General features: G+C 64.0%; 24 protein-coding genes. 11 read left to right on the forward strand and 13 right to left on the reverse strand.

Annotated features, from left to right (window positions below):
• Nucleotides 1–2: 2 nt before the first annotated feature.
• The 5 genes from MNAB215_RS22860 to MNAB215_RS22880 all read right to left on the reverse strand — a co-directional run bounded on the left by MNAB215_RS22860 (nt 3) and on the right by MNAB215_RS22880 (nt 5,706).
• Complete coding sequence (locus MNAB215_RS22860; RefSeq protein ID WP_077080824.1) at nt 3–875, reverse strand: MlaE family ABC transporter permease; 873 nt, start codon at nt 873–875, stop codon at nt 3–5.
• A 1-nt stretch (nt 876) separates the two neighbouring features.
• Entirely contained in the window at nt 877–1,671 is a 795-nt protein-coding gene (locus tag MNAB215_RS22865) for an MlaE family ABC transporter permease (protein ID WP_077080825.1), read from the reverse strand.
• A gap of 581 nt (nt 1,672–2,252) precedes the next feature.
• Entirely contained in the window at nt 2,253–2,924 is a 672-nt protein-coding gene (locus MNAB215_RS22870; RefSeq protein ID WP_077080826.1) for a TetR/AcrR family transcriptional regulator, read from the reverse strand.
• A gap of 461 nt (nt 2,925–3,385) precedes the next feature.
• A complete protein-coding gene (locus MNAB215_RS22875; RefSeq protein WP_077080827.1) occupies nt 3,386–3,697 on the reverse strand; it encodes a hypothetical protein in 312 nt (103 codons plus the stop codon).
• 152 nt (nt 3,698–3,849) lie between these two features.
• Nucleotides 3,850–5,706 carry a pyruvate kinase gene (locus MNAB215_RS22880; protein ID WP_077080828.1) on the reverse strand — a complete coding sequence of 619 codons (1,857 nt, stop codon included), beginning with the start codon at nt 5,704–5,706 and terminating at the stop codon, nt 3,850–3,852.
• A 369-nt stretch (nt 5,707–6,075) separates the two neighbouring features.
• Between MNAB215_RS22880 and gap the strand changes: the two genes are divergently transcribed.
• Together gap and MNAB215_RS22890 are read left to right on the forward strand one after the other, a co-directional pair.
• Nucleotides 6,076–7,092 (forward strand): type I glyceraldehyde-3-phosphate dehydrogenase, encoded by a 1,017-nt coding sequence (gene gap / locus MNAB215_RS22885; protein ID WP_077080829.1) that lies wholly within the window; start codon nt 6,076–6,078, stop codon nt 7,090–7,092.
• A gap of 154 nt (nt 7,093–7,246) precedes the next feature.
• Nucleotides 7,247–8,218, forward strand: a complete 972-nt coding sequence (locus MNAB215_RS22890) for an aldo/keto reductase (RefSeq protein ID WP_077080830.1) — start codon at nt 7,247–7,249, stop codon at nt 8,216–8,218.
• On the opposite strand, the gene MNAB215_RS22895 is transcribed toward MNAB215_RS22890, so the two are convergent.
• On the reverse strand, nt 8,215–9,369 hold the full coding sequence (locus MNAB215_RS22895; RefSeq protein ID WP_077080831.1) for a phosphotransferase: 1,155 nt from the start codon (nt 9,367–9,369) through the stop codon (nt 8,215–8,217). The two genes, MNAB215_RS22890 and MNAB215_RS22895, sit on opposite strands and share 4 nt — an antisense overlap.
• A gap of 101 nt (nt 9,370–9,470) precedes the next feature.
• Nucleotides 9,471–10,091: a TetR/AcrR family transcriptional regulator gene (locus tag MNAB215_RS22900; RefSeq protein ID WP_077080832.1), complete on the reverse strand. Its 621-nt coding sequence runs from the start codon at nt 10,089–10,091 to the stop codon at nt 9,471–9,473.
• Nucleotides 10,092–10,226: 135 nt separating this feature from the next.
• Here MNAB215_RS22900 and MNAB215_RS22905 point away from each other — a divergent pair, with 135 nt between their 5' ends.
• The 3 genes from MNAB215_RS22905 to MNAB215_RS22915 are packed head-to-tail and all read left to right on the forward strand — an operon-like array spanning nt 10,227 to nt 13,476.
• Complete coding sequence (locus tag MNAB215_RS22905) at nt 10,227–11,363, forward strand: Rv3169 family protein (RefSeq protein WP_077080833.1); 1,137 nt, start codon at nt 10,227–10,229, stop codon at nt 11,361–11,363.
• The gene (locus tag MNAB215_RS22910) at nt 11,360–12,454 is read left to right on the forward strand and encodes a phosphotransferase family protein (RefSeq protein ID WP_077080834.1); all 1,095 of its coding nucleotides are present in this window, start codon (nt 11,360–11,362) and stop codon (nt 12,452–12,454) included. Before MNAB215_RS22905 ends, MNAB215_RS22910 begins: the two co-directional genes overlap by 4 nt.
• Nucleotides 12,455–12,495: 41 nt before the next feature.
• Complete coding sequence (locus tag MNAB215_RS22915; RefSeq protein ID WP_077082248.1) at nt 12,496–13,476, forward strand: NAD-dependent epimerase/dehydratase family protein; 981 nt, start codon at nt 12,496–12,498, stop codon at nt 13,474–13,476.
• Here MNAB215_RS22915 and MNAB215_RS22920 read toward each other — a convergent pair.
• The 3 genes from MNAB215_RS22920 to MNAB215_RS22930 form a co-directional block, all read right to left on the reverse strand.
• The gene (locus tag MNAB215_RS22920; RefSeq protein WP_077080835.1) at nt 13,473–14,585 is read right to left on the reverse strand and encodes an NAD-dependent epimerase/dehydratase family protein; all 1,113 of its coding nucleotides are present in this window, start codon (nt 14,583–14,585) and stop codon (nt 13,473–13,475) included. The two genes, MNAB215_RS22915 and MNAB215_RS22920, sit on opposite strands and share 4 nt — an antisense overlap.
• Nucleotides 14,586–14,596: 11 nt before the next feature.
• Nucleotides 14,597–15,124, reverse strand: a complete 528-nt coding sequence (locus MNAB215_RS22925) for a nuclear transport factor 2 family protein (RefSeq protein WP_077080836.1) — start codon at nt 15,122–15,124, stop codon at nt 14,597–14,599.
• Nucleotides 15,125–15,209: 85 nt separating this feature from the next.
• Nucleotides 15,210–16,016: an acyl-CoA thioesterase gene (locus MNAB215_RS22930; RefSeq protein WP_077082249.1), complete on the reverse strand. Its 807-nt coding sequence runs from the start codon at nt 16,014–16,016 to the stop codon at nt 15,210–15,212.
• 76 nt (nt 16,017–16,092) lie between these two features.
• On the opposite strand from MNAB215_RS22930, the gene MNAB215_RS22935 reads away from it, so the two are divergent.
• From MNAB215_RS22935 to MNAB215_RS22945, 3 genes are all read left to right on the forward strand, one after another.
• Nucleotides 16,093–17,112, forward strand: a complete 1,020-nt coding sequence (locus MNAB215_RS22935) for a zinc-dependent alcohol dehydrogenase family protein (RefSeq protein WP_083746218.1) — start codon at nt 16,093–16,095, stop codon at nt 17,110–17,112.
• Nucleotides 17,113–17,136: 24 nt separating this feature from the next.
• Entirely contained in the window at nt 17,137–17,520 is a 384-nt protein-coding gene (locus MNAB215_RS22940) for a DUF1801 domain-containing protein (RefSeq protein ID WP_077080837.1), read from the forward strand.
• A 93-nt stretch (nt 17,521–17,613) separates the two neighbouring features.
• Nucleotides 17,614–18,855 carry an acyl-CoA dehydrogenase family protein gene (locus MNAB215_RS22945; protein WP_077080838.1) on the forward strand — a complete coding sequence of 414 codons (1,242 nt, stop codon included), beginning with the start codon at nt 17,614–17,616 and terminating at the stop codon, nt 18,853–18,855.
• A gap of 145 nt (nt 18,856–19,000) precedes the next feature.
• Here the strand turns inward: MNAB215_RS22945 and MNAB215_RS22950 are convergent, their stop codons facing one another.
• Complete coding sequence (locus MNAB215_RS22950) at nt 19,001–19,219, reverse strand: dsRBD fold-containing protein (protein WP_077080839.1); 219 nt, start codon at nt 19,217–19,219, stop codon at nt 19,001–19,003.
• 50 nt (nt 19,220–19,269) lie between these two features.
• A complete protein-coding gene (locus MNAB215_RS22955; protein WP_077080840.1) occupies nt 19,270–20,241 on the reverse strand; it encodes an Acg family FMN-binding oxidoreductase in 972 nt (323 codons plus the stop codon).
• Nucleotides 20,242–20,458: 217 nt separating this feature from the next.
• On the opposite strand from MNAB215_RS22955, the gene MNAB215_RS22960 reads away from it, so the two are divergent.
• Together MNAB215_RS22960 and MNAB215_RS22965 are read left to right on the forward strand one after the other, a co-directional pair.
• The gene (locus MNAB215_RS22960) at nt 20,459–22,207 is read left to right on the forward strand and encodes an ABC transporter permease (RefSeq protein ID WP_077080841.1); all 1,749 of its coding nucleotides are present in this window, start codon (nt 20,459–20,461) and stop codon (nt 22,205–22,207) included.
• A 100-nt stretch (nt 22,208–22,307) separates the two neighbouring features.
• Nucleotides 22,308–23,561 carry an ABC transporter ATP-binding protein gene (locus MNAB215_RS22965; protein ID WP_245830382.1) on the forward strand — a complete coding sequence of 418 codons (1,254 nt, stop codon included), beginning with the start codon at nt 22,308–22,310 and terminating at the stop codon, nt 23,559–23,561.
• A gap of 65 nt (nt 23,562–23,626) precedes the next feature.
• On the opposite strand, the gene MNAB215_RS22970 is transcribed toward MNAB215_RS22965, so the two are convergent.
• Nucleotides 23,627–24,535 carry a universal stress protein gene (locus tag MNAB215_RS22970; protein WP_077080843.1) on the reverse strand — a complete coding sequence of 303 codons (909 nt, stop codon included), beginning with the start codon at nt 24,533–24,535 and terminating at the stop codon, nt 23,627–23,629.
• A gap of 212 nt (nt 24,536–24,747) precedes the next feature.
• On the opposite strand from MNAB215_RS22970, the gene MNAB215_RS22975 reads away from it, so the two are divergent.
• Nucleotides 24,748–25,926, forward strand: coding sequence for a cation:proton antiporter (locus MNAB215_RS22975; protein ID WP_077080844.1), 1,179 nt, complete (start codon nt 24,748–24,750; stop codon nt 25,924–25,926).
• Nucleotides 25,927–26,515 lie beyond the last annotated feature (589 nt).

A 26,515-nucleotide genomic window follows, 5' to 3' on the forward strand; every position in this document is an offset into this window, starting at 1 on the left:
GGCTACACGGTGAGGTTGAAGTTCGGGTTTTTGCCGTAGATCGCCATCGCGGTCAGCACGACCACGACAACGATTGTGATCAGCGACAGCCGCATCGACCTGCCGACCGCTTGACCGACGCCGACCGGCCCGCCGGTGGCGGTGTAGCCGTAGTAGCAGTGGGTGGTCATCACGACCACCGCAACGAGGATCACCTCCGCAAACGACCAGCCCACGTCGTTGAGGCGCAGGAATGTGTGGAAGTAGTGGTTGTACGTGCCGGCAGACTGCCCGTACAAGAAAACCGTGGTGACCTGCGCGGAAAGGAAGGCCAGGGTAATCGCCACGCCGTAGAGAGGGATGATGACGATGAGACCCGCCACCACCCGGGTGGACACCAGGTAGGCCATCGACCTGATACTCATCACCTCAAGTGCGTCGATCTCCTCGCTGATGCGCATGGCGCCCAGTTCGGCGGTGGCGCCGGCGCCGACCGTCGCTGCCAGCGCCTGACCGGCGGCCACCGGCGCCACAAACCGCACATTGACCATTGCGGCCAAAAAGCCGGTGAATGCCTCTACACCGATGTTGCCCAGTGACGCGAAGCCCTGGATGGCTACGAGTGAGCCCGCGGACAGGGTGATGAATCCGACGATCGCGGCGGTGCCACCGACCACGGCCATCGCGCCGGTCCCCATCCCCATCTGGGCAACCAGCCGCACCAGCTCTCTGTGGTAGCGGCGCAGCGCGAAGGGGATCTGCGCGACCGCGGTCAGTGCGAACCAGACAATCTGCCCGACCTCGACCAGCAGCCGGCTCGGGGCGTCCCCGTATCGACTGAAGGTGGCGGCTGCCCGCGGGAAGAAGCGGACATGCCGTGCGGCGACCGTCGCCATCTCAGCGCCCCGTGCCGAACCGGACACCGATGGTGGTCAGCGCCGCGTTCACCGCGAACAATGCGATGAAACACAGCACTACCGTCTCGTTGACAGCAGTGCCCAGACCTTTCGACCCGCCGCGGACGATCAGCCCGCGGTAACAGCCGACCAGGCCGGCGATCAGCCCGAACGTCGCGGCCTTGATATTCGCGATCACCACCTCGGGCAGGCCGGTGAGCGCAGTCAACGTGGAGAGGTAAGCACCGCTCGAGACGTTCTGCAGGTACACGCTGAAGAGGTAGCCGCCCCCCAGGCCGACGCCGATCACGAGGCCGTTGAGCAGTACCGCGACGAGTGTCGAGGCGACGACGCGGGGCACCACCAGCCGGTGGATAGGGTCGATGCCGAGCACCTCGAGCGCATCGATCTCTTCGCGGATGGTGCGAGCGCCGAGGTCGGCGCAGATAGCGGTGCCTCCGGCGCCGGCGACCACCAGCACCGTCACGATCGGGCCGAGCTGGGTGACCGCGCCGATCCCGGCGCCAGCACCGGAGACGTCTGCGGCGCCGAACTCGGCCAGCAAGACGTTGAGCGTGAAGATGAGCAGCACGGTTTCCGGGATGGACACGGCGATAGTGGGCAGCAGCGATACCCGCATGAGGAACCAGCCAGTCCAGATGAACTCACGCCATTCGAACGGCTGCCTCAGGGCTTTGCCGGTCAGGATGCACATTCGGAAGAATCCGCCGGCCACTTCCGTCCCTGGTCGGATCCTTTCGAGCAGTTTTCCGCCAACCATGTTCGAGGTAGTCATCGGCGCTGCCCCCGACGTAACCACGCTCGGCGCGTCGCAACCGCAGCAGGTGCCCCTGTCGACCTCGTCATGATCGCCCTCTCACGACGGAACCGTGTGCCGCGCGGCGGATCATGACGCACGCTGCGAAAAGTGATCCGCTGCATAGCATTTCGAACGGGCGCGAACGACGACGACTTTCGAGTTATTCGCCCTAGGTTCCGGCACGACGATTCCTGGTGTGCGTAGCGCATCTCTTCGCTCTGGGCGCCGGTCAACCAGGTGGTCCGCCCAACCCGCAGTTTCGGTCCCTGCACTGCGGCTCATGTCGCCCTCGTTTGCGTCACCCAGCAACTATGGCATTAGACCGTACGGACGGTCAATTAGAAACGACGCCTGAGTTCCGTCGTACGAGGCCTTTGCGCTTCCTCGGCTGGCGACGGCGTTCATCGGTCGTGCTGTTTGAACGAGGTAAACGTACAGTCAGAGTCTGCTCGGCTGGTCGCGTCAGCCTAGTCGCAGCCAGGGACGGCTCGGCACTTGAAGTAGGAATCGGCTACGGCCAATTGCCAACCCGCGTAAAGCATTCTGTCGCTAAACGGTCAATCTGTCGCACCCGATACCGAGGCAAGGCATTCGCGCACCACCGAGACGACGTCCGCGGAAGGGCTCGCCCACTTGCTAAGCCCCAAGCGGTCGAGTAGCAATCCGCCGAGGAACACGTCGACGAAAGCGGCGCCGACCTGTTCGGGTGGCGGGGAATCGGCGGGATCGAACCACACCCACATCCACTCCAGCGATCCCCATAGCTGCAGTGCCGCGAGTTCGACGTCCACGCTTCGGAATACACCGCCCTCGATCCCGTTGCGGATCTCGTCTATCGCGAGCGTTTGCAATTGAACGCGCAACTTACGCACTTGCTGCATCGCCGGGTCATCCGACAGCTGAACCACCTCGCGCTGGCTTGCCACCGTCGCGTCGCGGGCGATCACCTGTAGCAGCGCGGAGGCGTAAATGATTGCGGCGATGCGTTCGTGCGGCGCGGCCAAGCGATCCCATGCCATTCGTAGCGCATCGAGCTGAACGGCCAGGTGGGTTTCTTCAAGCTCCCGCAACATCTGTGCTTTGGTCCCGAAGTGATGAACGATGGTGCCCTTCGACATGCCGAGCTCGTCGGCGATGTCGCCCATATTCGTTCTGTCGTAACCACGTTCGGCGACATAGCGGACGAACGCGTCGAGAATCTCGCCACGTCTACCAGGCGATCGGGGCATCTTCCACCCTTCGGCGTCAACTAACCGTACGAACGGTCTATCATAACCGGTGCGACGTGAGAACCCCCGACCTGTCGTGCGAGTGTCCCAGACCGCTGCAAGCAGATCGACGAGCCGGTCGCGTGGACCGAAAGCGGAGATCTCACCATTACCGTGACTTGGCTACCTATCCCGACGACACCGTCGGCACCGATGGACACCCTCGGCCGAAATCCGCGCCCACGGGGGAATTTACGACAGGATGAACCAGACGATCGGGCGCCTGGCCGGCCGATAATGCGGCTGAAGGACTGCGGATTATCGTCTCCGCCCCGAGCCGCGATCGGGCCGGGGAGAGGGGCTAACCGCGGGACGAACTCCGCGCCCGCAAGACCGCGAGGGTCACGTGAGACATCAAACTGCCGGAAGTGTTGCCTCGAGCCTGAACGTTCAAGGTTGGGTCGTGCCGGGCGCCCGATAGCTCACAGGGCCTGCAATGCCCTGCGGCCTTTGTCCGGTGCAGTGACGACATACATGTTCGTACCGGGCGCTGACTTAATTTCACCTGCGGTGTACATGGTCATGAGTTCTCTGCCATCACTGTCGGCAACGCACACATAGGTGTCGGTCTCAGCGTCATAGTCGAAGCTGTCCCAAGCCAATACGAACGCCAAGCAGTTGCCGTCGCGGTCTGCGACGATGAGCTTGTGCGCACCTGACTCCTTTAATAGCTCGGCATCCTCGGCGTGCTGCTGAGGGACCCGGTTGTTACCGACCGTTGCGCTGTGCGACATTTGTGTACTCCTTAGCGACGTTGTCCCCGTCTGATCCGGGTGCTCAGTCTGCCGGACGTTACTCCTCGGATACCGTCCCCGACCAGGGCATTACGGCCCCTCTCTAAGAGGTCGTAAGTCGGCGCAGAGCGGGCAACGTTTGTCGCCGCTGGTCAGGTGGGAGCCGGGTGCCAGGAGTGCAGGGATCCCAGCAGTGCGTTCTTCTTGTAATGGTGATCCGTCATTCGCCGAAGGATGCTGTCGAGCACGACGACGGCGTCGTTGATATACGGCCCTTTGTTGAGCATCGCGCATTCGGCCTGTTCGCTCATGGCCGCATCGCTGATCTCTGCGCGCGCGGGATTCCCTGTCTTGGTGAGCTGTTCGAGCATTTGGGTGGCCCAGATCACGGGTAGGTGCGCCGCCTCGCACAGCCACAGAATCTCTTCCTGCAACTCGGCGAGGCGCTCGTATCCGCACTCGACGGCAAGATCCCCACGCGCGATCATCACACCGACGCGCGGATGCCGCATCGCCGTAAGGAGCAATTGGGGAAGGTGTTCGAACGCTTGCCGGGTCTCAATTTTCAGCACGATTCCCAATGAGTCCCCGCCGAGGCGGCTCAACTCGCCGAGCAACTGTTCGACATCGGAAGGGTCTCGCACGAACGACATCTCGACCAGATCGGCCAGCTCGACCACCGTCGATAAATCTGACTTGTCCTTCTCGGTCAGGGCGGAGATCGGGAGGTTGGTGTCGGGTACATTGACCCCCTTGCCAGCGCGGAGGCGGGACCCTGCGTCTGCCGCGTGGTCGATCCGCAACCTCAGCACGCCGGGACCTACGCTGACTATCTCGCCGCCTATCCGGCCGTCATCGAAGTGCACCTTGTCGCCAACGTGAGCATGGTCGAAGATCTCGGGCAGCGTGCAACCGATGCGCGGAACGGACTCGGTGATCAGCGGCGCCGGCGAACAATCGCTGGTCAACTCGAGGATGTCCCCGCGGTGCAGGATAAGGCTCTGTTCGGTCTGCGGAATTTCTCCGAGGTGCGTCGAATCCTTGGCGCCGCGGACGCGCAGTTCTGTCCCGGTGGCGAGGTAAGTGGTCTTGTCGGCAATGGCGACGAATCCGCTTGGGGCGTCTGACTTCTGAACAACAGCTTTCAGCACCAGCGTGCGCTTCGCGCCTCGGGTGTCGTGCAGAAGCAGCACGTCGTCGTCTCGGCGACGGCTGAGCCATTGCCCGGACACAGGTAGTGACACCAGGCCGGCCTCGGGCGGGTCGATCGGGTCTTCCGCCGCAGTCAGCCATGCCCGCACCGGGACGGTTTCCTGCCCAAGCGCGTTCCTGGTTGGCCGGAGTTTCACGACGCGCGGCCCGGGTTCGAGCGGTCCCGTCCGTAGCTTTGGTCCCGCAAGGTCCATAGCGATCAAGCAGGTTCTGCCGGTCGCTTCGGCGGCTTGCTTGACATGCTGTGCCATACAGCGCCAAGCCTCGGCATCATCGTGCGCGCAGTTGATGCGTGCGATGTTCACACCGCGTTCAACCAACTCGCGAACCAAGTTGGAATCGGTCGCTGCCGAGGAGGGGAGTGTGACCATGATGCGGGTTACGCGATCGACCGGCTCTGGGCCCAGCAGCTGCTGCGTCCGGTAGCGGAGCAGTTCGGGGCCATTCTCGACGCCGGCGCCGGATAACGGAGGCTGTTGCCAGGTGCCACCGATCATGGCGCAGATCGCGGACCTCACCAGGAGCAAGGTGGCCTCGACATGGGGCTCGCTGCGACCCAATGAGGAGAGCCCGTAGGCCGCGAGCCGGGCCTGCAGGTCGCGCAGATCGCATTGTCGAATTGCCCAATAGTGCACCATGTTTCGGGCGCTTATTCGATTCTGGGTCGCCACACCGGTCAGCCACCAGGACCATAATGACTCAGCTGCAGCCAATCGTGACAGGAGGTCGTCCACGTCGTCGCGCAACTGGCTCAACTGCTGGCTCGTGAGTTCAACGTCGATCTTCGTGTTGAGCACTGGCGCTCCAAAGTATTCGAGTGCTCCGACGTCCGACGGCGGTAGCTATTGGGGGACGGAAAAACTGTGAAACTTTCCAGCGGTCGCCATGGTGGTGCGCGTGATGGCCTCGCCAGTAGGAGGCTGCGCCGACTCCGATGGCGTCCTGTCCATCGGACCCGACATTACGGAGATTCCGACACCGGGCCCTAGAGGCATTGGTCCCTGATCCCCGATGACGTTGGATCCACGACAGTGGCGACAGCTCCGATCCTGAACAGTGGGAGCCCGAGGACTTTATCCTCTGCTGCTCGGCCCCAAGCGTGGTCAGACTCGAATTGGCGTGCAATCGATGCTGCGCCCAGACCATAGAACTATGAGGAGACCATTGTGGCTATTCGGGTGGGCGTGAACGGATTTGGACGTGTCGGCCGTAACTTCTTCCGTGCTGTGGACGTACAACGGGCGGCAGGTGACACAGACATCGAGATTGTCGCGGTGAACGACCTCACGGACAACAAGACCCTGGCGCACCTGCTCAAATACGACTCCGTCCTCGGACGCCTATCGCACGACGTGTCGGTCGACGGCGAGGACTTCGTGGTGGGAGACCAGCGGATCAAAGCGTGGTCCATCGCGGACGGGCCTGCGGCGGTGCCGTGGGGAGATCTCGGCGTGGATGTCGTAATCGAGTCGACCGGTCGCTATACCGCCGCGGAGCAGGCCCGTGGTCACCTGCACGGTGGGGCGAAGAAAGTGGTGGTGTCCGCGACGTCGAAGGGTGCAGACCTCACCGTGGTGATGGGCGTCAACCACCGCGAATACGACGGCACGCAGACCGTCGTCTCCAACGCCTCGTGCACGACGAACTGCTTGGCGCCGATGGCGAAGGTGCTCGACGAGGTGTTCGGAATCGAGCGCGGGCTCATGACTACCGTCCACGCGTACACCCCGGATCAGAACCTGCAGGACGGCCCGCACCGCGACCTACGCCGGGCCCGCGCCGCGGCGATCAATGTGGTGCCCACGTCCACCGGGGCCGCCCGCGCAATCAGCGTGGTGTTGCCCCAGCTCGAGGGCCGGCTCGACGGGTATGCGCTGCGGGTGCCGGTGCCCACCGGTTCAGCCACCGATCTCACCGCCATTGTCCGCGAGCCGGCAACGGCCGACGCCGTCAACGCCGCGTTCGCGGCCGCCGCAGAGGGTGAGCTCAGGGGCTTCCTCACCTACACCGAGGACCCGATCGTCTCGTCGGACATCGTGACCGACCCCTCGTCGTGCATCTTTGATTCGGGGCTCACCAAAGTCACTGGCGATCTGGTGAAGATCGTCGGCTGGTACGACAACGAGTGGGGTTACTCAAACCGCCTCGCCGACCTGACCGGGCTGGTGGCGTCCACGCTCTGAGCCGCTGCGCCGATGGATGAGGCCGCCGAACCCAAGGCCTTCCGGCCTTCCGCGATTCCGGTCTAGGGTCGACCCTGGAACAAAAATGCCGAACGGTGCCAGGGCGGTTGACCGTTGATCGGGCGTACAGAAGGTTCAGGACAGGAGACGCTTTGTGAAACAGGCTCAACTCGCGGACCTGAGCGTCGGGCGCCTCGGACTCGGTGCGATGGGCATGTCGGTGGCTTACTCGGTCGGCGGCTTCGACGACGCAGAATCCATCCGGACCATTCATCGGGCCGTCGATCTCGGGGTCACCCTCATCGACACCGCGGAGGTCTACGGGCCGTTCGTCAACGAGGAACTCCTCGCGCGTGCCCTACAGGGTCGGCGGGATCAAGTGGTGCTGGCAACCAAGTTCGGCCTCATCTCCCACACCGGACGCAATAGCCCGGACAGCAGCCCGGCCAGTATCCGCGTCGCCGTGGACGGTTCGCTGAAGAGGCTGGCGACCGATCACATCGATCTCTACTACCAGCACCGCCTGGATCGCGACACCCCGATCGAAGACACGGTCGGCGAGCTGGCCGAGCTGGTCACAGCGGGGAAGATCCGCCACATCGGGCTTTCCGAAGTTGGCGTGCACACCATTCGCCGCGCGCACGCTGTGCACCCGATTACCGCGGTGCAATCGGAATACTCGTTGTGGACGCGCGACCAAGAGGGCGAGATACTGCCCCTACTACGCGAATTGGGCATCGGGTTCGTTGCCTACTCGCCGCTGGGCCGCGGCTTTCTCACCGGCAGCATCCGCTCGAACGCGGAGCTTCCGGACAGCGACTACCGCAAGACCAACCCCCGATTCTTCGACGAGAACTTCCAGCACAACCTCAACAGTGCGGACGAATTGCGGGACATCAGCGCCGAAGTCGGCGCCACGCCGGCCCAAGTCGCATTGGCCTGGCTGCTGGCGAAAGGGCGTGACATCGTGCCCATTCCGGGGACGAAACGCGTTGCACGCCTTGAGGAAAACGTCGGGGCCGATACCGTGGAACTCACCACCGATCAACTGGCCCGACTCGACCAATTGACCCCGGCGGCCGGGGGCCATCACGCCGAGGCGCAGATGGCGTGGATCGACCGCTAGCCCGCTAGCAACGCACCCTCAAGCGCGGCAACGGTTTCCAGATCGTCCAATGCGGCGACGCCGCGCCGCAGACCCTCCATGGCGATGTCTTCGACCTGCATTCCGCCCATGCCCGCGGTGATCAGCGGGGCGACATACGCGTAGAGCGCCCCTTGCCGGTACCGCAACCACAGATCGTCACGCTCCAGCTCGGGCCCACCGGCTGCGGCCAGCGCGCGTCGGTAGTCGTCGAGCAGGTCGCGTTGCGCCGACTGGCGATCTTGCGGTGTCAGGCTGGTGATCAGGGTGTAGGCCAGCTCGCGGGACGGGTGCCCGCGGCGCACCGCCTGCCAATCCAGCAGTCCGGGCTCGCCGTCGCGGAAATACACGTTGCCGGGATGGGCATCGCCGTGCATGACGGTGTGTGGGGGAGTGTCGATCACGGCGGCGACCGCACGGTAGTTCTCCGCGATGAAGCGGCCCCTTTCAACCGGGAAGTCGACCGGGACCGTGTTTTTCTCGGCGAGCCGCTTCATCGAGGCCTTCATCAGCGACCCGGTCAGCAGCGACGTGACGTCGCCGGACGGCGTGTAGAGCCACGCCAACGGCCCGCGCCCGTTCTGGCGCATGCGATCCCAGAACGTGCCGTGCACGCTCGCCAGTAACTCGACGATGCTGCTGGCCTGGTCGACCGAGAGTGGGTGCAACGTGTCGGGGAAGACGCACGACTCGGGCAGATCCTCCAGGATCACTAGGTAGCGACCGGTCCAGGTGTCGAATGCGGTTCCGTACGCTTCCGGGACGCCGGCGAGCTCGGGCGCGAGCTGACTGTAAAAGCGCACCTCGGTGTGCCCCAGCCGGCCGAGCTCACCCATCAACCGGGTGGCGGCGGTACTGGCGCCGATCTTGACGAAGACCGACTCGGGCACACCGTCGCCGGTCAGCACCAGTCGCGCCCGCGAGGATGTGCCGGTGTCGCTGGAAAGGACACGGACCGACCGGACCCTGCGGCCCATGACCTTGGAGAGCGTCGAGGTGTCGAGATCGCCGACCGAGCGGGGCAACCCCGCGCGGCTCCCCACGATCGTGTCCGCGGTCACCCGGCCGAGCCCTCGGCCCAGGTGAGCCGCCAGGCCGGCGACGGAAAAGGCCTGTTCCACCGGGTTTGCCATAGCTGTCCATCCTGTTTGGGCTGGTAGCGATCCACGGAACCGAGCCGCGCGACTAGCTAGGACAAAAATAACCTAATGTCTGGACATCAGACAAAGTCAGACTAATGTCTGATCTGTGGCACCAGGGCCCGCACCAGGAATTGCTCAACGAATTTGCGTTTGTCAGCCACTGGGCGGTGCCGCCACGATGGCGCCAGCAAGAACAAGGTGGTCGTGGTCAGCCACTGGACAATCGAGCGAGGGTCGAGGTCGGTATAGAGACGGCCAGCCCGCTTCCAGCCCTGCAACAGCGGCCCGTAGTGCTTCAACAGCAGCTCCACCATCGGTTCCGAGCCGATCTCCAGGGCGACGGGCACCGCGGTGCTCTCGGCGGCGAACAACGCTTCGTTCAACGGATTGCCCGCCACCGATTCCACGCGGGCCAGCACCATCTCGGGCAGGGAGCGGACCGGGTCGTCGGGATGGTGCAGGGACGCGACCAATTCGCGCAATGCGGTATCGACCCGCGCCAGCATCAGGCCCAGTAGGACTTCGTCGCGATTGGGGAAGTATCGGTATACGGTCGAGCGGGACACCCCGGCCTCATCGGCCAGTTCGGCCATCCGGATCTGCGCGTTGCCCCGACGTACGATGCAGCGGCCCGCGGCGTCCAGCAGACGCATGCGCGCCTCGTCGTCGTCGAGGATCGCGCGGTCGTCGCCCCACCACCGGCTCGGCTCCATGCAGCGATAGTAGGGGATGGGTTGTGCCATTGAGTCTCTGATTCGCGAGGTTCGGCAAAAAATATCATCAACTCTGGCGGGATAGCCGAAAGCGTTCGGTGACAATATTTTTCGCTCTTCGATGGAAAGGCATTCATGGTGTACAGCGCTGCTGACGAGTCTTTCACCCATCAGCTGCCGACGACGTTCGATCAGGTGCACGACACCGATCCCACGTGGTCGGATCGGTGCTACTTCTTCGCGGCCTCGCCGGACGGCACGCTGCTGTTGGCCAGCGGCTACGGTAACAATCCGAACACCGGTACCGGCTTGGGATACGTCAAAGTCACTTTGGCCGACGGCCGGCACTGGGATCTGTTGTCCGGTCGTCCGATTGGCGGGGGTGACCGCGGCGAGCTGAAAGCCGGACCGATGCGCTGGACCTGCGTGGAGCCGTTGAAGAAGTGGCGTCTTGACGTCGAGCCCAACGATTCCGGCATCGCGTGGGAGCTCTATTACGAACCCACAGCCCCCATGTGGGAGCTGCTGCCGATGAAGGTGCGCGACGAGGACGGTCGGACGCTGGCCGACATGTACCACATGAAGGAACCGGGCCGCTGGACCGGTTGGGTGCAGATCGACGGCGAGCGGATCAGCGTCGACGGATTCCACGGTGGCCGGGACCGGACCTTCGGGGTGCGGGTCTCCGACAAGATCGACTTTTGGCTCTGGCTCGATGCCGGCTTCGAGGACCGGGCTATTGAGGCCTGGATCATCGAATCATCAGATGGCGCAGTTCGTTACGTCGACGGCGGGATTACCCACAATGACGGCAGCTTGTCCAAGCGGTTCGTCAAGATCGAGCACGACGTCGAATTTGACGCAGGCCATAAGCGGCCGGCCCGGGCGGTGCTGGTCTTCACCGACGAGGACGGCAAGAACTACCGGGTTACCGCCGACGCGCCGCATCAGGATGTCAACGCCTACTACGGGTTGCCGATGGGGCATTGCCAGTACCAGGATCTCGGCGGCGGGGCGTACTTCATCCACTTCCAGTGGGACAGCCGCAATCCCGAGCAGCTCGGCGAGACCGAGGGGAAATCGATGGCGCTGGATCAGCTGATGCGTTTTGAGCTCGACGGCGACACCGGCTGGGGCATCTTCGAGTTGCTGATGGGCGGCCAGCGCTACCGCCGCTATCCCAACTGGACCGCGATGGACATGTCCGCCTTCACCCAGGAAAAGACGCCGGTGGAAAAGCTGCCCGCCGATAGCGATGGAGTTCGTCAATGACGTTGGACGACAAGGTGGATGAGCGTCTGGCCGGATGGCTGCGCACGCAGCTTCCCGGCGCCGAAGACATCCGAGTCGAGGGGCTCGATCGGTTGAAGTTCGGCATGTCCGCCGAAATGATGGTGCTGGCCATCGTGTCGCGACAGGACGGGCAGGATACCCGGCAGGACGTCGTGCTGCGTCTGCGTCCCAAACCGCCTGCGCTGCTGGAACCTTACGACCTGGCCCGCCAGTTCGCCATCCTGCGTGGGTTGGAGGGTACCGCGGTCCGGGTTCCCCGCGCGCTGTGGCTCGAGGACAGCGGCGACGTGCTGGGCCGGCCGTTCTTCATCATGGAACGTGCCGGCGGGATCGTGTATGAGATGCAGGCACCTTCCGACGTCGCCGACGACACCGTGGTGCGGATGTGCGAGAGCCTGGCCGAACAACTCGCGGCGATCCACTTGGTCGATCTGAAAACGACTGGCCTCGCGGCGATCGACAAAGGAACGGATCACCTCGACCGCGAACTCACCCACTGGGCCGACGAGATGAACCGGGTCAAGCGGGATTCCTTGCCTGCCCTGGAACGGCTGCTGGCAGCGCTGCGCGCCAGCAAGCCCGCACCCTGTCCCAGGGTGACCTTGGTGCATGGCGACGCCAAGCCGGGCAACTTCGCGTTCGCCGACGGACAGGTCAGCGCGGTCTTCGACTGGGAGATGACGACCGTCGGCGACCCGCTGACTGACATCGGCTGGCTGGAACTGCTCTGGATGCAGCCGGTCGGCCTCACGAGTCATCCTGCCGCGCTGGACATCGAGGCGCTGCTCTCGCACTACGAGGCGGCCAGTGGGATCGGGCTGCAGAACCGATCCTGGTACCGCGCCCTGAACGCCTACAAGATGGCGGTCATCTGCCTCATCGGAGCCATGCTCATCGAGGACGGTCACAGCGACGATCAAAAACTGATGATCGCCGCCTACGGCACCTCCATGCTCACCCAGGTCGGCCTGTCCGAGTTGGGTATCGACGAGTCTCTCGACGACGGTCCGGTCCTGCCGCGTGCGGAACGCATCGAAGAAATCCAGGCCCAGGCCACGCCCGTTCTCTAGTGCGATTCCATCATGGTGAGGCGTGTGAACGGGAGATAGCCATCAGCCAGAAGAAGCTAGTGATCGGCGCCAGCGGCTTCCTCGGATCGCACGTGACCCGACAGCTTGCCGATTCGGGCGCCGACGTCCGAGTCATGTTGCGCCGCAACAGTTCCACCAGGGCCATCGACGATATTGACGTCGAGCGCTGTTACGGCGATGTCTTCGATGACAAGGCGTTGCGGGCTGCGATGGCCGGCTGCGACGTCGTGTATTACTGCGTCGTGGACGCCCGGATGTGGCTGCGGGATCCCGCGCCATTGTTCCGCACGAATGTGGACGGTCTGCGCCACGTACTGGATGCGGCCCTGGACGCCAACCTGAAGAAGTTCGTATTCACTAGCACCATAGGCACTTTGGCGATCAACAACAGTCGACTGGTTACCGAGGACGATCCGCATAACTGGGACGAGGGTGGCGCCTATATCGAAGCCCGGGTGGCCGCCGAGGAGATCGTGCTGTCGTGCGCCCGCGACAAAGGTCTGCCCGCCGTCGCCATGTGCATCGCCAATACCTACGGTCCCCGCGACTGGGGCCCGACTCCGCACGGTTCCCTGCTCGCCAGTGTTGCCACCGGACGCTTCCCCTTCTACTTCGGCTACTCGAGCGAAGTGGTGGGCATCGAAGATGCCGCCAGGGCAATGCTTCTCGCTGCCGACCACGGACGAGACGGCGAACGTTACATCATCTCCGACAGGTTCATGAGCAACCGTGAGCTACACGAGATCGCCGCCACCGCGGTGGGCAGGCGGCCGCCGCGCATCGGAATTCCCATGTCGGTGCTTCGCGCGGGTGCGCGGGTCAACGATGTGATGGCGCGGCTGCTGCGCCGCGACCTGCCGTTCGCTTACGCCGGGATGCGGATGGTCGAATTGATGTCGCCGCTCGACCACAGCAAGGCCGAACGCGACCTTGGATGGACGCCCGAACCCACCGAAGAGTCCATTCGCAGAGCCGCTGTCTGGTTCGCCTCGAACCACTAACCCGCTTGCTCGTCGGCATGAGCGAGGGCGTCTGGACCGTATTTGTTTTCGATCAGCGTCCACGGGTCGGCGTAGGGGCCTCGACCCTCGGCGCGGCGCTGCAGTTTGAGGGCGGTGCGTATCACGGGCCGCAGTATCGGACCGACGGCGCGCAACGCGATGCGTAGGTTGCCCTGTGATTCGGCAATCCAGGCCAGGGTTTGATGCCAGTCATGATCTTGGAAGTCAAGCAGCGCCTGCGACTCGGTGGTGTCGTACCAGCCGGTGAAGCTCCAACCGCGATCGTCCTTGGGGTCGCCGGGCAGGCTCGCCGACGGGCCGAGGCGACCCAGGCCGACGGCGGTCATCAAGTCGCCCTCGAAATCATTCTGTAGCAGCACATACGATTCGTTTCCGCCGATGAGTAGCGCCTTGCCGTTGATTGTTGCCTCGCGATCGACGCCGTTGGCAAATGCCAGCGCCACATCGCGCGCGTCGACCGCATGCATGCGGTTGTCGCTTGGCAGTGAGCGCATGATCGCCAGGTGGTCACCGTTGACGCTCGAGTGGGAGTCCGGCGACATGACCCCGCCGAGCCGAAAGAACGCATACGGTAGACCGCTGGCGCGGGTTGCCGCCTCCGCTTGCACTTTGTCCTGACCGTACTGGTCGATCGGGTTTACCGCGGTGTCCGGCGTGATCCGCTCCGGATGGCGATAGGGGTTACGCGACCCGTAGACCGCTGCGCTGGATGCCAGCAGGAACAGTGGTGGGCGAGGAAGGCCCGCGGCCGCGGCGAGGAGGTTTTCGGTGCCGCCCACATTGACCTTTCTGGCCAGCGCCGGGTTGCGGTACGACACCGGCGAGAGGACTGCCGCCAGGTGAACGATCGCGCCTGGCTGGTGCGTCGCGATCAGTTCGCGCACCCCCTCGGCATCCGTGAGATCGACGTAGGCGGGAACCAGCGCCCCAGATGGCGCGCCGGCCGACAATTCCTGTTCTACCGCAACGGTTTTGTCGTTGCGCAGGTCGACGGCGATGACGGTTCGGCCCCGATCGAGCAGGATCTGGGCGCATCGCTTGCCGATCTGTCCGAACGCGCCGGTGACCAGAATGGTGTCGACAGTCATGGAATTCCTCACTAACCCAGCAGCCGGCCGGCGAGCTTGGCGGCTGTCCTGCGGATCCGGTCCGAGATGAAAAACGAAAAGACTGGCGTCACGATGTCTTCACGCAGCCGAGTCAGCTTGGAGCTCTTGATAAGCCATTGTCCGGCGACGTTTTCGTAGGTCTCGTGGTAGTGGCCGTAGCCCACCAAGCTGAGTCCCGGGCCGAACCGCACCACGTCTTGCAGCGCCCACACCCCGCGCGCCGTCGTCGTGGACGTGAGTTCGATCTCGGGCGCGTGTACCTGGTGCGCGGTGGCCTGGGCCGGGCGTCCGATGCCTTTGCGGGTGAACGCGACGAAGTCGTCGGCGCCGACGATCAGCTTGCCGCCCGCCTCCGAGGTGTCGCTGACGAAGTCGTCGGTGAAGATCGTCCGCCACGCGGCCCAGTCCTTGGTGTCCAGATACCGGCAGTAGCGGGCTTTGAGTTGCTTGATGGACTCGATGGCGACCAGCGTGGCAGCGTTGTCGTCAGCGATCACATCGCTCGCGCGTTCTGTCATGACGGCTCGATTCTGGTCTACCGGTGCTTCCCGACGTCAGGCCAGCCTGACATTCCACTCGGACGTGGTATGTCGGCGGGGCCCTTCAGCCCTTGAAGTAGACGATCTGATGCGTGGTGGCCAGCAGGACGCCGTCACGGCTCCAGACTTGTGCGCTCTGGTCGAAGTAGCCGTTGGAGAAGCGGTTGGCGTGCGCGGTAGCCAGGACGTGGTCATCGCCGACGGAGTCAAGCTGCTGCTGATCGGCATGGAAGTACGTCGTCAACGAGACCGTCCCGGCAGGCAGCACCGCGCCGCGGCGAAGAAACACTCGCGGGTAGAAGATGTCGCATAGCGCGGCGAGCGCCGGGTAGTCGACGGTGCGTTTCGCGTTGTCGCGCACCCAGAGCGTGGTCGTCGACGACGGGCTGGGTTGTGACTCCTCGCCCGGAAGGGCGCCGTCGGCGAATCGCATGTCGTAGAGGCGTGCCCACACCACGACTCGCCCCTGATCGCCGCTGGGAGCGATCTGCTCTGGCGCCGGCACCGTCGGTGGGCGCGCTTCGGTGTCGCCCCAGGTGTCTCGGCGGATGCCGAACAGCGCGGTCGCGATGGTCTTGACCTCACCGTCCTGACTGAGTTCGAGGATCCAGTGCTGATTGCTGCGATTGGTGCGCGCTGCGCGCAGCGCGATGTCGAAGTCGCCATCGGCGATGGGTCCGGCGAAGTTCACGGTCAGCGCCAAGGGGTCGCCGATGCGATCGGGGTGGGTCTCGACGGCGCGGATGAGCACGGCCGCGGTGATGCCGCCGAACGGGCCGACCATGTTGGCCCACTCCGGATGGGTCCGGCCCCGCCTGGTGTTGGTGTCGATCGTGTCGAGGTAGATGGCGCTATCGAATGGGTGGGTCATCTGATCCTTCGTCACTCGGCGGCGGGTGCGCTGGACAATCGTTCTGCGAGCGGGCTCGTGCGGCAGACTGTTGCACGTGAGTATTCCGGACCGTCAGCAGGCCTTCGTGATGAGCGGCCCCGGCGCACACTTGGAAAAACTGGAGACCGCCGTCGACCCACCCGGCCCCGGGCAGGTGCTGGTCAAGGTCAACGCTTCCAGTCTCAACTTCCACGACAACGTCAACCTGATGGGTCTGCTTCCCGGGCCCTGGCCGCGGGTGCCCATGAGCGACGGGGCCGGCGAGGTGGTCGCGCTCGGTCCGGATGTCGACGAGTTGCACGTCGGACAGCGAGTGATGGGGGCGTTTCACCCCGGCTGGCTCGACGGGCCGCCGACGCCGGAGGCCAAGCGAGAGTTGCCCGGCGACAGCGAAGACGGGTGGCTGCAGCAGTACCGCGTCGCCGCCGCGTCCGGTCTGGTGCCCACTCCCGATCACCTCACCGATGCCGAAGCCGCGACGCTGCCGTGCGCGGCGGTGACGGCGTGGAGCGCGCTGCAGGAGGCCAACATCGGCGACGGTGACGTCGTCGTCACCCAGGGGACGGGTGGGGTGTCGCTGTTCACCGTCCAATTGGCGCGGGCTTTGGGCGCCACCGTGATCCTCACGTCGTCGTCCGACGACAAACTGAAGATTGGATCCGGTTTGGGCGCAACGCATCTCATCAATTATCGGACGACTCCGCAATGGGATGCCGAGGTGAAGCGGCTGACCGGGGGACGCGGAGCCGACCTGATCGTCGAACTCGGCGGGCCCGCCACGCTGGCGCAGTCGGTGCATGCGGCTAGGCCCGGGGGCACCGTCGCGGTGATCGGCGTGCTCAGCGGATTCGACTCGGCGCCCCTCTCGGTTGCCGAGGTGATGCTCAACAATCTGCGGATCATCGGAATCACCGTCGGCAGCGTGCGCGCCCATCGCGACCTGTGCGCGCTGATGTCCCGGGCCGGGATCAAGCCGCACATCAGCCACGTCTTCGATTGGGAAAAGATCGACGAGGCGGTCGAAGTCATGCGGGCCGGCGCACACGTCGGCAAGATCGCGCTGACCATCACCTGACTCCGAAAGGATGCCACGACCGGCATGGCCGACGAAAAAGCAGGGAAAACTCCCGCTGAGCTGATCGATGCCAGGATCGAGGAACTGGGGGATTGGCGTGGGAAGATGCTCGCGCGCATCAGAAAAGTGGTCAAGCAGGCCGACCCCGATGTCGTCGAGGAGTGGAAATGGCGAGGCGTCCCCGTGTGGTACCACGACGGGATGATCTGCACGGGCGAGACGCACAAGAACGTGGTCAAGATGACGTTCGCCAAAGGTGCGTCGCTGGAAGATCCCGCGGGCTTGTTCAACTCCAGTCTGGACGGCAACACCAGACGGGCGGTCGATTTCCACGAGGGTGACAAGATCGACGAGAAGACGCTCAAGGCGCTCATTCGCGCCGCGGTGAAGTTCAACGCATCGTCCTAACCCGCTGGTCTGTACAGTGATTCGGCGGTGTTGTACAGTCGCCCAGCACAAGCAATCCTCGAACAGCACAGTGGCGGCGGGAGGCCAGCGGCGATGACTGCCGAGTCCACGGAGACCGTGGCAGAATTCCGGAGCCGCGCCAAGGCCTGGCTGGCCGAGAACATGCCGCCGCAGGAGCCCGATCAGGCGGCGCGGCTCGAGCGTGACGCGGAAGCATCCTGGGTGCGGGCCCGCGAACTGCAAAAGAGGTTGTACGACGGGGGATTCGCCGGAATTTGTTTCCCGCGCGAGTACGGCGGCCTCGGCCTGGGCTACGAGTACAAGAAAGCCTTCGACGCCGAATCCGTCGGCTACGAGATTCCGTTGTTGCTCAACGTGCCGTCTTTCGCCATCTGCTGCGCAACGATTCTGGACATGGGCAGCGAAGAACAGAAGCGCACCCACATCCGGGCGGCGTTGCGCGGCGACGAGGTCCTCGTGCAGTTGCTCTCCGAACCCAGTGGCGGCTCGGACCTCGCCGGCGTCATCACCCGAGCCGAGCGCCGGGACGGACGATGGATCATCAACGGCGCCAAGACATGGAGCACCTGGGCCTTCGCCGCCGACTACGGTCTGTGCCTCGCCCGCACCGACTGGACCGTGCCCAAGCACGAGGGGTTGACGATGTTCCTGCTGCCGCTGCGGCATCCCGGGATCACGATCAACCGCATCCAGCAGGTGAACGGTTCGGTGGAGTTCTGCGAGGAATTCTTCGACGACGTCGAAGTCGGTGACGATGCCGTCGTCGGAGAGCCTGGCAAAGGATGGGAAGTCGCGTCCCGACAGCTGTATCACGAACGCCGCTCTATGGGCGACGGTTCGGAGTACACCAGCGGACCCGGAATCAGTGAGGCCGAGGATGTTTCGGTCGACCTGTTGTCGCTGGTCGAACGGACCAGTCAGGGCGACAGCGAACGTGTCCGGGAGCTGATCGGCCGGGCGCTGGTCCACCGCACGGTCCACGCGCAGCTCAGCGAGCATGTCTTCCACGCGGTAGCCGCAGGAAAGCTGCCGCCGACGGCCGGCTCGATCATCAGGCTGTCCATGGCCGCGGTCCACGATGTGGAGACCGACACGGCCCTGGCCGTCGCGGGCCCGGCCGCCGTTGTCGAGGACGATGCGGGCCAGCTCGACATCGGTACGCGCTATTTGGGTCGTCAGATCGCCAGCATCGGCGGTGGCACTACTGAGATGGCACGCAACGTGATTGGTGAGCGAGTCCTAAATTTTCCCCGCGAGAATGCCGCCGATCGCGGAGTGCCCTTCAATCAGGTGCGGCGTAACAAGTCGTCCTGACGCGGGACGTCAACGGCCGGCGCGTATCGGGGCGATTTGCATGCGAATACCACTACACGGCAAGACAAACGCGGACAGGGCCGACACCTAGTCCCGACGATCTTCGAGGGCGCGGGCTGACCGTCGTGCCGGAGTCATTGAATCATCAACTGATACAGGATAATTGGCGGCTCAGGTCCGAAAAGGCCTGTGCCAGTGCTAGTTGCTCGCCGACGTTGTCGACTTCACCATGAGACAGACCAAAACCAATCAGGGTGTGACCCCGCCACCGCAGGCGGGCCACGGCGCGTCGGCGGCGATGGTGTGCATCGGACGTGATGGTCACGGCCACTGTCTGGCTGTGCTGAGAGGTGTTGTCGTCCATACGGTTTCCTTGCGAGGCTAGTTGACTCGAACAGAGCTGGTTGCCGAATGCTAGAGGTCGATGGTCAGCACTTCGGCCAGTGGGCGGCGCGGGGTCGGTGGCGGGGTGTGTTCGTGGGCAGGCACCTCACCGATGCGGACCAGCACTTGGGGCAGCCGATGCCCGGTCACCTTTTCGACGAGATGCCGGGTGGTTGCCAGTTCGGTCAGATGGGTGAGTGTGCAGGTGGCCAGTCCGGCAGCGGTGGCTTCCAACAGCACTGTCGACAGCGTTTCGCCGCAACCAAGCAGGTCCCGTCGTTTGTTGTCGTGTATGGATATCACCAGGATCGTGGACAGATCAGCAGGTATCTGTGGGCGCCGGTCAGGGTGGTGGCTCAGTGGGAAGCTGCGCGCCACGTCGACTCGCTCGCCTTCGGTCGCTGAGACCAATGAGTCGTAGGGGATGCCGTCGCTCCCCTCAAACGGCGCCGTCCACTCCTGCAGCGTCTCAAAGTAAGTGGAGTCGTAGAAACGCAAGACGTCCGTCAGATCGGTTGCCCGCGCCAGTTCCTCGCGATCCGCGTCGTCCATGACGTCCACTAGCGCAACTGCGTCGTCTGTCCGGCTTGCCAGCGCAGTTTCGAACGCCGCCCAGTCCGTGACGGGGGCGAACGGCAACCGGTCGGTGCGCCGTGTGGCAATCGCTTCGGCACGGTGCCGCTGTTCATCGGTCACGGCCGTCATCTCCGTGAACCTGATCGAGGCGAGATGGTTCTCGTTGCGCGGGTCGGGGCAGCGGTCGATCTGGGCTTGCCATCCAGCGGCAGCCATCGCGACACGTAAATGGTCAAGGGCCGCCCCGCAGCTGATCAAGGCCTGGCGCTCGGTGGGGTCGGTTTGCACCACGCGGGTTGGCTCCAAGTACAAGTGCAGTCCGTCGCGCTCGGCGACCCAGTGCCACGGTTGGCTGTTGTGGTAAGAGGGCGCCCGGCAGGCCAGCGCCACTGTGCGTGCGAGTACGTCCGTTGGAACAGTTGTCATCGACGTCACCTGGATCTCCCGTCATATGCTGAATCGATATCGACATTGCGCGAAGCAGCCACGCACCGGGCAGAGTCATTAGTCCCTAATCGCAACAACGGGGGCTTTAGACCCTGCGCGGAAGGGACTTCTGCGTAGTGGATTTGCGTAACTTGGCACTTGGTACAGCGCAGACGACGACCGAGGATTGCGCCATGACGCCTGAGAGCCGGGTGCGGTGACGACGACCACAGCCGGCACGTATGCCGGCCGGAGCGTGGTGTCGCGCCCGACACGCAACTGGGCCGCCGATGCCGCTGTGTTCGTTGGCGCCGCGGTGCTGCTCTGGTTGGTGGTGCGCGTCGGTCGCGGGACGGACGTGCCGTGGACGGTGCCGAGCGCGCCCTCGACAGTGTCAACTGACCCAATTCACTTGCCGTATTACGCTGCCCGGTCGCTGCTGCGCATGTTCGCGGCGCTGGGCTTGTCGTTGGTTTTCACGTTCTTCTACGCCACCGCGGCGGCGCGCTCGCGCCGGGCCGAGAAGGTGCTGATCCCGCTGCTGGACTTCTTGCAATCCGTGCCAGTCCTGGGCTTCCTTGCTGTGACGATCACCGGGTTTATCGCTTTGTTTCCGGGCTCGTTGCTGGGTTTGGAATGCGCGTCGATCTTCGCGATCTTCACCTCCCAGGCATGGAATATGACGTTTGCGTTCTACCAATCGCTAATCGCCCAACCCCGCGATCTAGACGAGGCATCGCGGCTGTTGCGGCTATCGCGGTGGCAGCGATTTTGGCGGGTCGACCTGCCCAGCGGGGTGATCCCGCTGGTCTGGAACGGCATGATGAGTTTCGGCGGGGGCTGGTTCTTCCTCACCGCGTCGGAGGCCTTGAGCGTCAACAATCACAAGTTCGCCCTGCCCGGGATCGGCGCCTACGTCGCAGCTGCCAGCAACGAGGGAAACCTGACCAGGGTGTTGCTGGCCATCGCGGTCATGATCGTGGTGATCATCTCGGTCAACGCGCTGTTTTGGCGGCCGCTGACAGCATGGTCGGAACGATTCCGCATCGAGGAATCCGAGGCCATCGAAACACCGCGCAGTGTGACGCTAGACGTCCTGCGACGCTCGCGGATTCCGGGCATTGTCGGCCATCCACTCGGGCGGCTGGTCTATCCGGTCGACCGAGTGACGGCGGTGTTCGGGATGACCGGGCGTTCGCTGAAAACATCTAGCGTGCGCCGCCGCGCCGGCGACGTCGCATTCGTTCTCGCACTGATAGTCATGCTCGGCTACGGCGCGTTTCGGGTGATCGACTACATCGCCGGTACCGTCGGCTTCACCGAAGTCGGCCACGCCGTGCTGCTGGGCTTGGCCACCTTCGCCCGTGTCGTGGTGGTGGTCGTGGTCTCGACCTTGATCTGGGTGCCGATCGGCGTCTGGATTGGCATGAATCCCAAGGTGACTCGGCTGGCCCAGCCGGTGGTGCAAGTGTTGGCGTCCTTCCCGGCGAACTTTTTGTTCCCGTTGTTCACCGCTGTCCTGCTTGCCACTGGCATCAGCCTCAACTGGGGCGGCGTCCTGCTGATGGCCCTCGGCACGCAGTGGTACATCCTGTTCAACGTCATCGCCGGTGCCAGCGCGATCCCTACCGAGCTCCGCGACGCCGCCGCCAGCTTGAGGCTGCCCATGCTGTTGAGGTGGCGCACCCTGATATTGCCCGCGATCTTCGGCAGCTACGTCACCGGCGGCATCACCGCGGCCGGCGGCGCCTGGAACGCTTCCATCGTCGCTGAAGTCGTCCAGTACCACAGCACCACGTTGTCGGCTGTGGGGCTCGGTTCTTACATCACGCACGCCACCGCGGTGGGCGACGCCCCGCGCCTTCTCCTAGGCGTGCTCGTGATGAGCTTCTATGTCGTGACGATGAATATTGTGCTCTGGCAGCGCCTCTACCGCTTGTCCGAGCGGCGCTTCTCCCTATCCTGATCCGCGAAGGCTTGACGGAGGTTCCATGACGGACGACGACGTAATCATCCACCTCGACCACGTCGGCAAAAGCTTCAGCAAGCCCGATGGTGGCACCCTGGTGGTCCTCGACGACATCAACCTCGACATCCGTGCGGGCGAAGTTGTCGCATTGCTCGGCCGCTCCGGCTGCGGCAAGTCGACGTTGCTGCGCATCATCGCCGGACTGATCGCCCCCACTACCGGTGGGGCGCGTAACCACGGCGTCGAACTCGACGCTGCCAACCCTGGTACGGCGATGGTGTTCCAAAACTTCGCCCTGATGCCCTGGCTGACGGTGCAAAAAAATGTTGAACTCGGGCTGGCAGCTCGCAAAATCCCGCCGGCCGAGCGGAGTAAGCGTGCGGTGGATGCCATCGATTTGATTGGCCTCGACGGTTTCGAATCTGCCTTCCCCAAAGAACTTTCCGGGGGGATGCGCCAACGTGTGGGGTTCGCACGGGCTCTGGTGCTGCAACCCGATCTGTTGCTGATGGACGAACCCTTCTCAGCCCTCGACGTCCTCACTGCGGAAAACCTCCGCAACGAGTTGATGACCCTGTGGACTGGCAATGAATTCCCTACCCGGGCCATCTGTCTGGTCACCCACAACATCGAAGAGGCGATACTGCTGGCCGACCGCGTCATCGTGCTGAGCAGTAATCCCGGCCACATCCTGGCCGAACTGAATATCGACCTAGAGCGTCCCCGCGACCGCCGTTCGCCATCCTTCGAAGCACTCGTCGACAATGTCTATGGACTGCTGACCGGCACCGGTCCCGTTGCCGCGCTCGTCGAATCCGCCGCCGCCACGCCTACCAGCCATCCCCTACCCAAGGCCACCGTCGGCGGAATGGCCGGTCTGGTCGAAATCGTGTATGGCAAGGGTGGGCGCGCCGAAATCTCCGACATCGCCACTGACCTGAGCATCGATGCCAGAGACCTGCTGCCATTGGTCGACGCCGCAGTCCTTCTTGACTTCGTGCGCGTCAGCGGCGCTGGCCTCGAACTCACACCCATCGGAAAGGATTTCACCACCGCCGACATCCAAATCAGCAAGCAGATCTTCGCCCAACAAGTGCGCACCCGCGCGCCGCTGGTGCACACCATCTGCAACGCCCTGCACGATTGCCCGGATGGCACTCTGCGGGCAGGCTTCTTCCTCGACATTCTTCAACAAGGGTTCAGCGCCCACGACGCGCGCCAACAATTCCGCATCGCCGTCAGCTGGGGCCGATACGCCGAACTGTTTGACTACAACACCCACACCGAGCAGATCACTGCTGAAGCCAACCCCGAACTTCCGGCGCCCGCATCAACCCACACCGTCCGGTAAGCAGGCATCTGGAGGGTAATTCCGATGCACTGCAGTGGCTTTGGGTGCCAACGGTTATTCGCTATTTAGCGCTGCCGGGCTACGATCACGGGAATCCTGGCTGCGTGGGCCACTGCCGTGCTGACCGATCCCAGTAGCATTCCAGCGAATCCGCCGCGGCCGTGGCTGCCCACCACGACGAGTTGGGCCGACTCGGACTCATCGAGGAGATGGCGGGCCGGGTCGTCCCAAGCGACCCGCGGATGAACGGTGACATCCGGATAGCGCTCCCGCCACCCCGCCAGCCGCTCCGCGAGGATTTCATTACGCAGAGCCTCCTGCGCCGACCACTCCATACTTGGGGCCGCCGATAGGTCTGGGTCTCTCCACGCGTGCACTGCGACCAAGTCCACGCCGCGCCACGATGCCTCGTCGAACGCGACTGCGGTGGCCAATTCCGACGCTGGCGAACCGTCGACGCCCACCACGACCGGCAGTTTGGAGGGATGCACCAAAGATGGAGCGTCGTCATGGATTACTGCAACTGGGCAGTGCGCATGGTGAATTAACCCGGTGCTGACCGAGCCGAGCAGGATCCGATTCAGACCGTGCCTCCCGCGACACCCCACCACTACCATCTGCGCCTCTTTGGAAAGGGCGACAAGCGGGGCCAGCGGCACCGAAAAGAACAGCTCGGTCTTAATTTGATTGGGGCCCACGCCACCCTCGCTGCTGCTTTCAACGACTTTGATTGCATCGGCGAGGAGTTTTCGGCCAGATTCTTGCCGTTCTGAATCCTCTTCGGCCGGGGGAAGTGGGACATCGGCCAGAAGCCACGGAGCTGGGCCCCAGGCCGCGGTGACCTCGACGTGGACGAGCGTGAGCGGCACATTGCGCATCCGCGCTTCGGAGGTGGCCCACCGCACCGCCGTCATGGATGACGATGACCCATCGACCCCGACCACGATGCCCGGAGATGTTGCGCTGTCAGACATTCGCTGTAAGGCCTCCTTGTTGCCGGTGCAAGCGAGCGATGCGAATGACGCTAATCGCTTGGCGCCGGCGGGTCAGGAGTCGTTGGTCCCAGTCAGGTGGGTCATCAGGCCCCAGACGACATGCCTTCAAACCAGGTTGAGGGGCTAGCTGGCGCACCGCAAATACGATTACCGGATGACGCTGCTTCGCACCCCGGTGAACGGCCACTGACGTGCAGGGGTTCGGTTTCGAAACACTGGCACTGCTGACCGCAATCGGTTTTTCCGGTCCGTTGCTTGCGGCATTGCCGCGCTTGCGGATTCCGGTGATTGTCGGTGAGCTGACCGCGGGACTCATCGTCGGCAAGACCGGCTTCGGTATCGTCGATGCCGCCGACCCAACGTTTCAGTTGCTCGCCAATATCGGCTTCGCGCTGGTGATGTTCGTCGTGGGCACCCATGTACCGATCCGCGGCCACGAGATGCGCTCGGCGGTGCCGCGGGCACTGGCGCGGGTGCTTCTGGGCGGTGCCGTCGCGTTCGCTCTCGCTATTGGGCTGGCGGCGGAGTTCGGCACCGGACACGCGGCGCTTTACACGGTGCTGATGGCCTCTTCGTCCGCGGCAATGGCATTACCGGTGATCGATTCGCTACGGTTGCAGGGACCACAGGTGCTGTCCGTCACTGCGCAGATCGCTGTTGCCGACACAGCGTGTATTGTGTTGTTGCCGTTGGTGATTGACATTCGGAATGCAGCGGCGGCAGCGCTGGGTGCGTTGGCAGTCGCCGGCTGCGCGGCGGTGCTGTTTGTGCTGCTGAGCGCGGTCGACCGCAGGGGCTGGCGTGCCCGCGCTCACTCCTATTCCGAAAAGCATCGCTTTGCGCTGGAATTGCGGACCAGCCTGATCGTGCTATTCGCGCTGGCTGCGCTGGCCGTCAGTACCCACGTGTCGGTCATGCTAGCGGGCTTCGCGGTGGGCTTGGTGATCGCGGCGGTCGGCGAACCTCGACGGCTGGCGCGTCAGTTATTCGGCATCACCGAGGGGTTCTTCAGCCCGCTGTTCTTCGTTTGGCTGGGCGCCTCCCTACAGGTACGCGAGTTGGGTTCGCACCCGAAACTCATTGTGTTAGGGGTAAGCCTGGGGCTGGGTGCTGTGCTGGTGCATAGCGCAGGAAGGCTGCTCGGCCAGCCGTTGACACTCGCCGTGCTGTCGGCCGCGCAGCTCGGCGTGCCGGTAGCCGCGGCCACGATCGGGACCGAGGAACACCTGCTCGTCGCGGGGGAAGCATCGGCGTTGATGTTCGGCGCCTTGCTGACGATCGCCTGCGCATCGATCGCGGGCGCCTTGGCAGCGCGCGGCCAGAGCGCCGCAAACCACGATGAACCCACTGAGACCCATACGCCCACGTAACCTGCTGCGGCAACTGATCCCGCCGCAAGCATCGACGTATCGGTGAGCAGCCCGAGCGTACAGACCTCTAGAGCCCGCTGGATCATGTCCTGGGCCTCATCAAAGCGTCAGCGGTGCAACACGATCGCGCGCATCTAGGGCCATTGGGCCCCGGGATCCCGGTGACGTAAGGCCTTTGGGGCTGGGACCTCGGTGTGACAAGAAGCGCGACTGAAGCACTTCTCACCAGTTTCGTTCGCCTCTATTGGCCGGATCAGGCAATTGGTCGAATCGACCTCAAGGCTGATCGAGGAGGCCGCAATGAGGTTCGTAAAGCATGTGACGCGGGTTGAGACGATCTACTGCGTCGCCGATCGCTTGCACAGTGGCCGCACAGTCCGGGTTCGCGGTCCCGAGATCGCACCTACAGTATCGGGGTGGCTTGCGGATCTGGGCGCGCACAGCCCCCTGGTTGAGGATCTCGCGCGAGCGGCGTGCGTCGGTGACTGGGCGACGGCCTGCGCCGTCGGCGACCAATTATCGGTTGATGTGTTCGTTGCGGCTGCGGCTTAGCTTCCGGCGGGGTACGCCATGCGCTGCCCACACGGAT

The organism is Mycobacterium numidiamassiliense (genome assembly GCF_900157365.1).
GTDB classification, from domain to species: domain Bacteria; phylum Actinomycetota; class Actinomycetes; order Mycobacteriales; family Mycobacteriaceae; genus Mycobacterium; species Mycobacterium numidiamassiliense.

What these genes read in the sequence shown, in the direction of transcription:
- MNAB215_RS22860 (WP_077080824.1), bottom strand. Translation starts at nt 875, where the DNA reads ATGGCGACGGTCGCCGCACGGCATGTCCGCTTCTTCCCGCGGGCAGCC.
- MNAB215_RS22865 (WP_077080825.1), bottom strand. Translation starts at nt 1,671, where the DNA reads ATGACTACCTCGAACATGGTTGGCGGAAAACTGCTCGAAAGGATCCGA.
- MNAB215_RS22870 (WP_077080826.1), bottom strand. Translation starts at nt 2,924, where the DNA reads ATGCCCCGATCGCCTGGTAGACGTGGCGAGATTCTCGACGCGTTCGTC.
- MNAB215_RS22875 (WP_077080827.1), bottom strand. Translation starts at nt 3,697, where the DNA reads ATGTCGCACAGCGCAACGGTCGGTAACAACCGGGTCCCTCAGCAGCAC.
- MNAB215_RS22895 (WP_077080831.1), bottom strand. Translation starts at nt 9,369, where the DNA reads ATGGCAAACCCGGTGGAACAGGCCTTTTCCGTCGCCGGCCTGGCGGCT.
- MNAB215_RS22900 (WP_077080832.1), bottom strand. Translation starts at nt 10,091, where the DNA reads ATGGAGCCGAGCCGGTGGTGGGGCGACGACCGCGCGATCCTCGACGAC.
- MNAB215_RS22905 (WP_077080833.1), top strand. Translation starts at nt 10,227, where the DNA reads ATGGTGTACAGCGCTGCTGACGAGTCTTTCACCCATCAGCTGCCGACG.
- MNAB215_RS22910 (WP_077080834.1), top strand. Translation starts at nt 11,360, where the DNA reads ATGACGTTGGACGACAAGGTGGATGAGCGTCTGGCCGGATGGCTGCGC.
- MNAB215_RS22920 (WP_077080835.1), bottom strand. Translation starts at nt 14,585, where the DNA reads ATGACTGTCGACACCATTCTGGTCACCGGCGCGTTCGGACAGATCGGC.
- MNAB215_RS22925 (WP_077080836.1), bottom strand. Translation starts at nt 15,124, where the DNA reads ATGACAGAACGCGCGAGCGATGTGATCGCTGACGACAACGCTGCCACG.
- MNAB215_RS22930 (WP_077082249.1), bottom strand. Translation starts at nt 16,016, where the DNA reads ATGACCCACCCATTCGATAGCGCCATCTACCTCGACACGATCGACACC.
- MNAB215_RS22940 (WP_077080837.1), top strand. Translation starts at nt 17,137, where the DNA reads ATGGCCGACGAAAAAGCAGGGAAAACTCCCGCTGAGCTGATCGATGCC.
- MNAB215_RS22945 (WP_077080838.1), top strand. Translation starts at nt 17,614, where the DNA reads ATGACTGCCGAGTCCACGGAGACCGTGGCAGAATTCCGGAGCCGCGCC.
- MNAB215_RS22950 (WP_077080839.1), bottom strand. Translation starts at nt 19,219, where the DNA reads ATGGACGACAACACCTCTCAGCACAGCCAGACAGTGGCCGTGACCATC.
- MNAB215_RS22955 (WP_077080840.1), bottom strand. Translation starts at nt 20,241, where the DNA reads ATGACAACTGTTCCAACGGACGTACTCGCACGCACAGTGGCGCTGGCC.
- MNAB215_RS22970 (WP_077080843.1), bottom strand. Translation starts at nt 24,535, where the DNA reads ATGTCTGACAGCGCAACATCTCCGGGCATCGTGGTCGGGGTCGATGGG.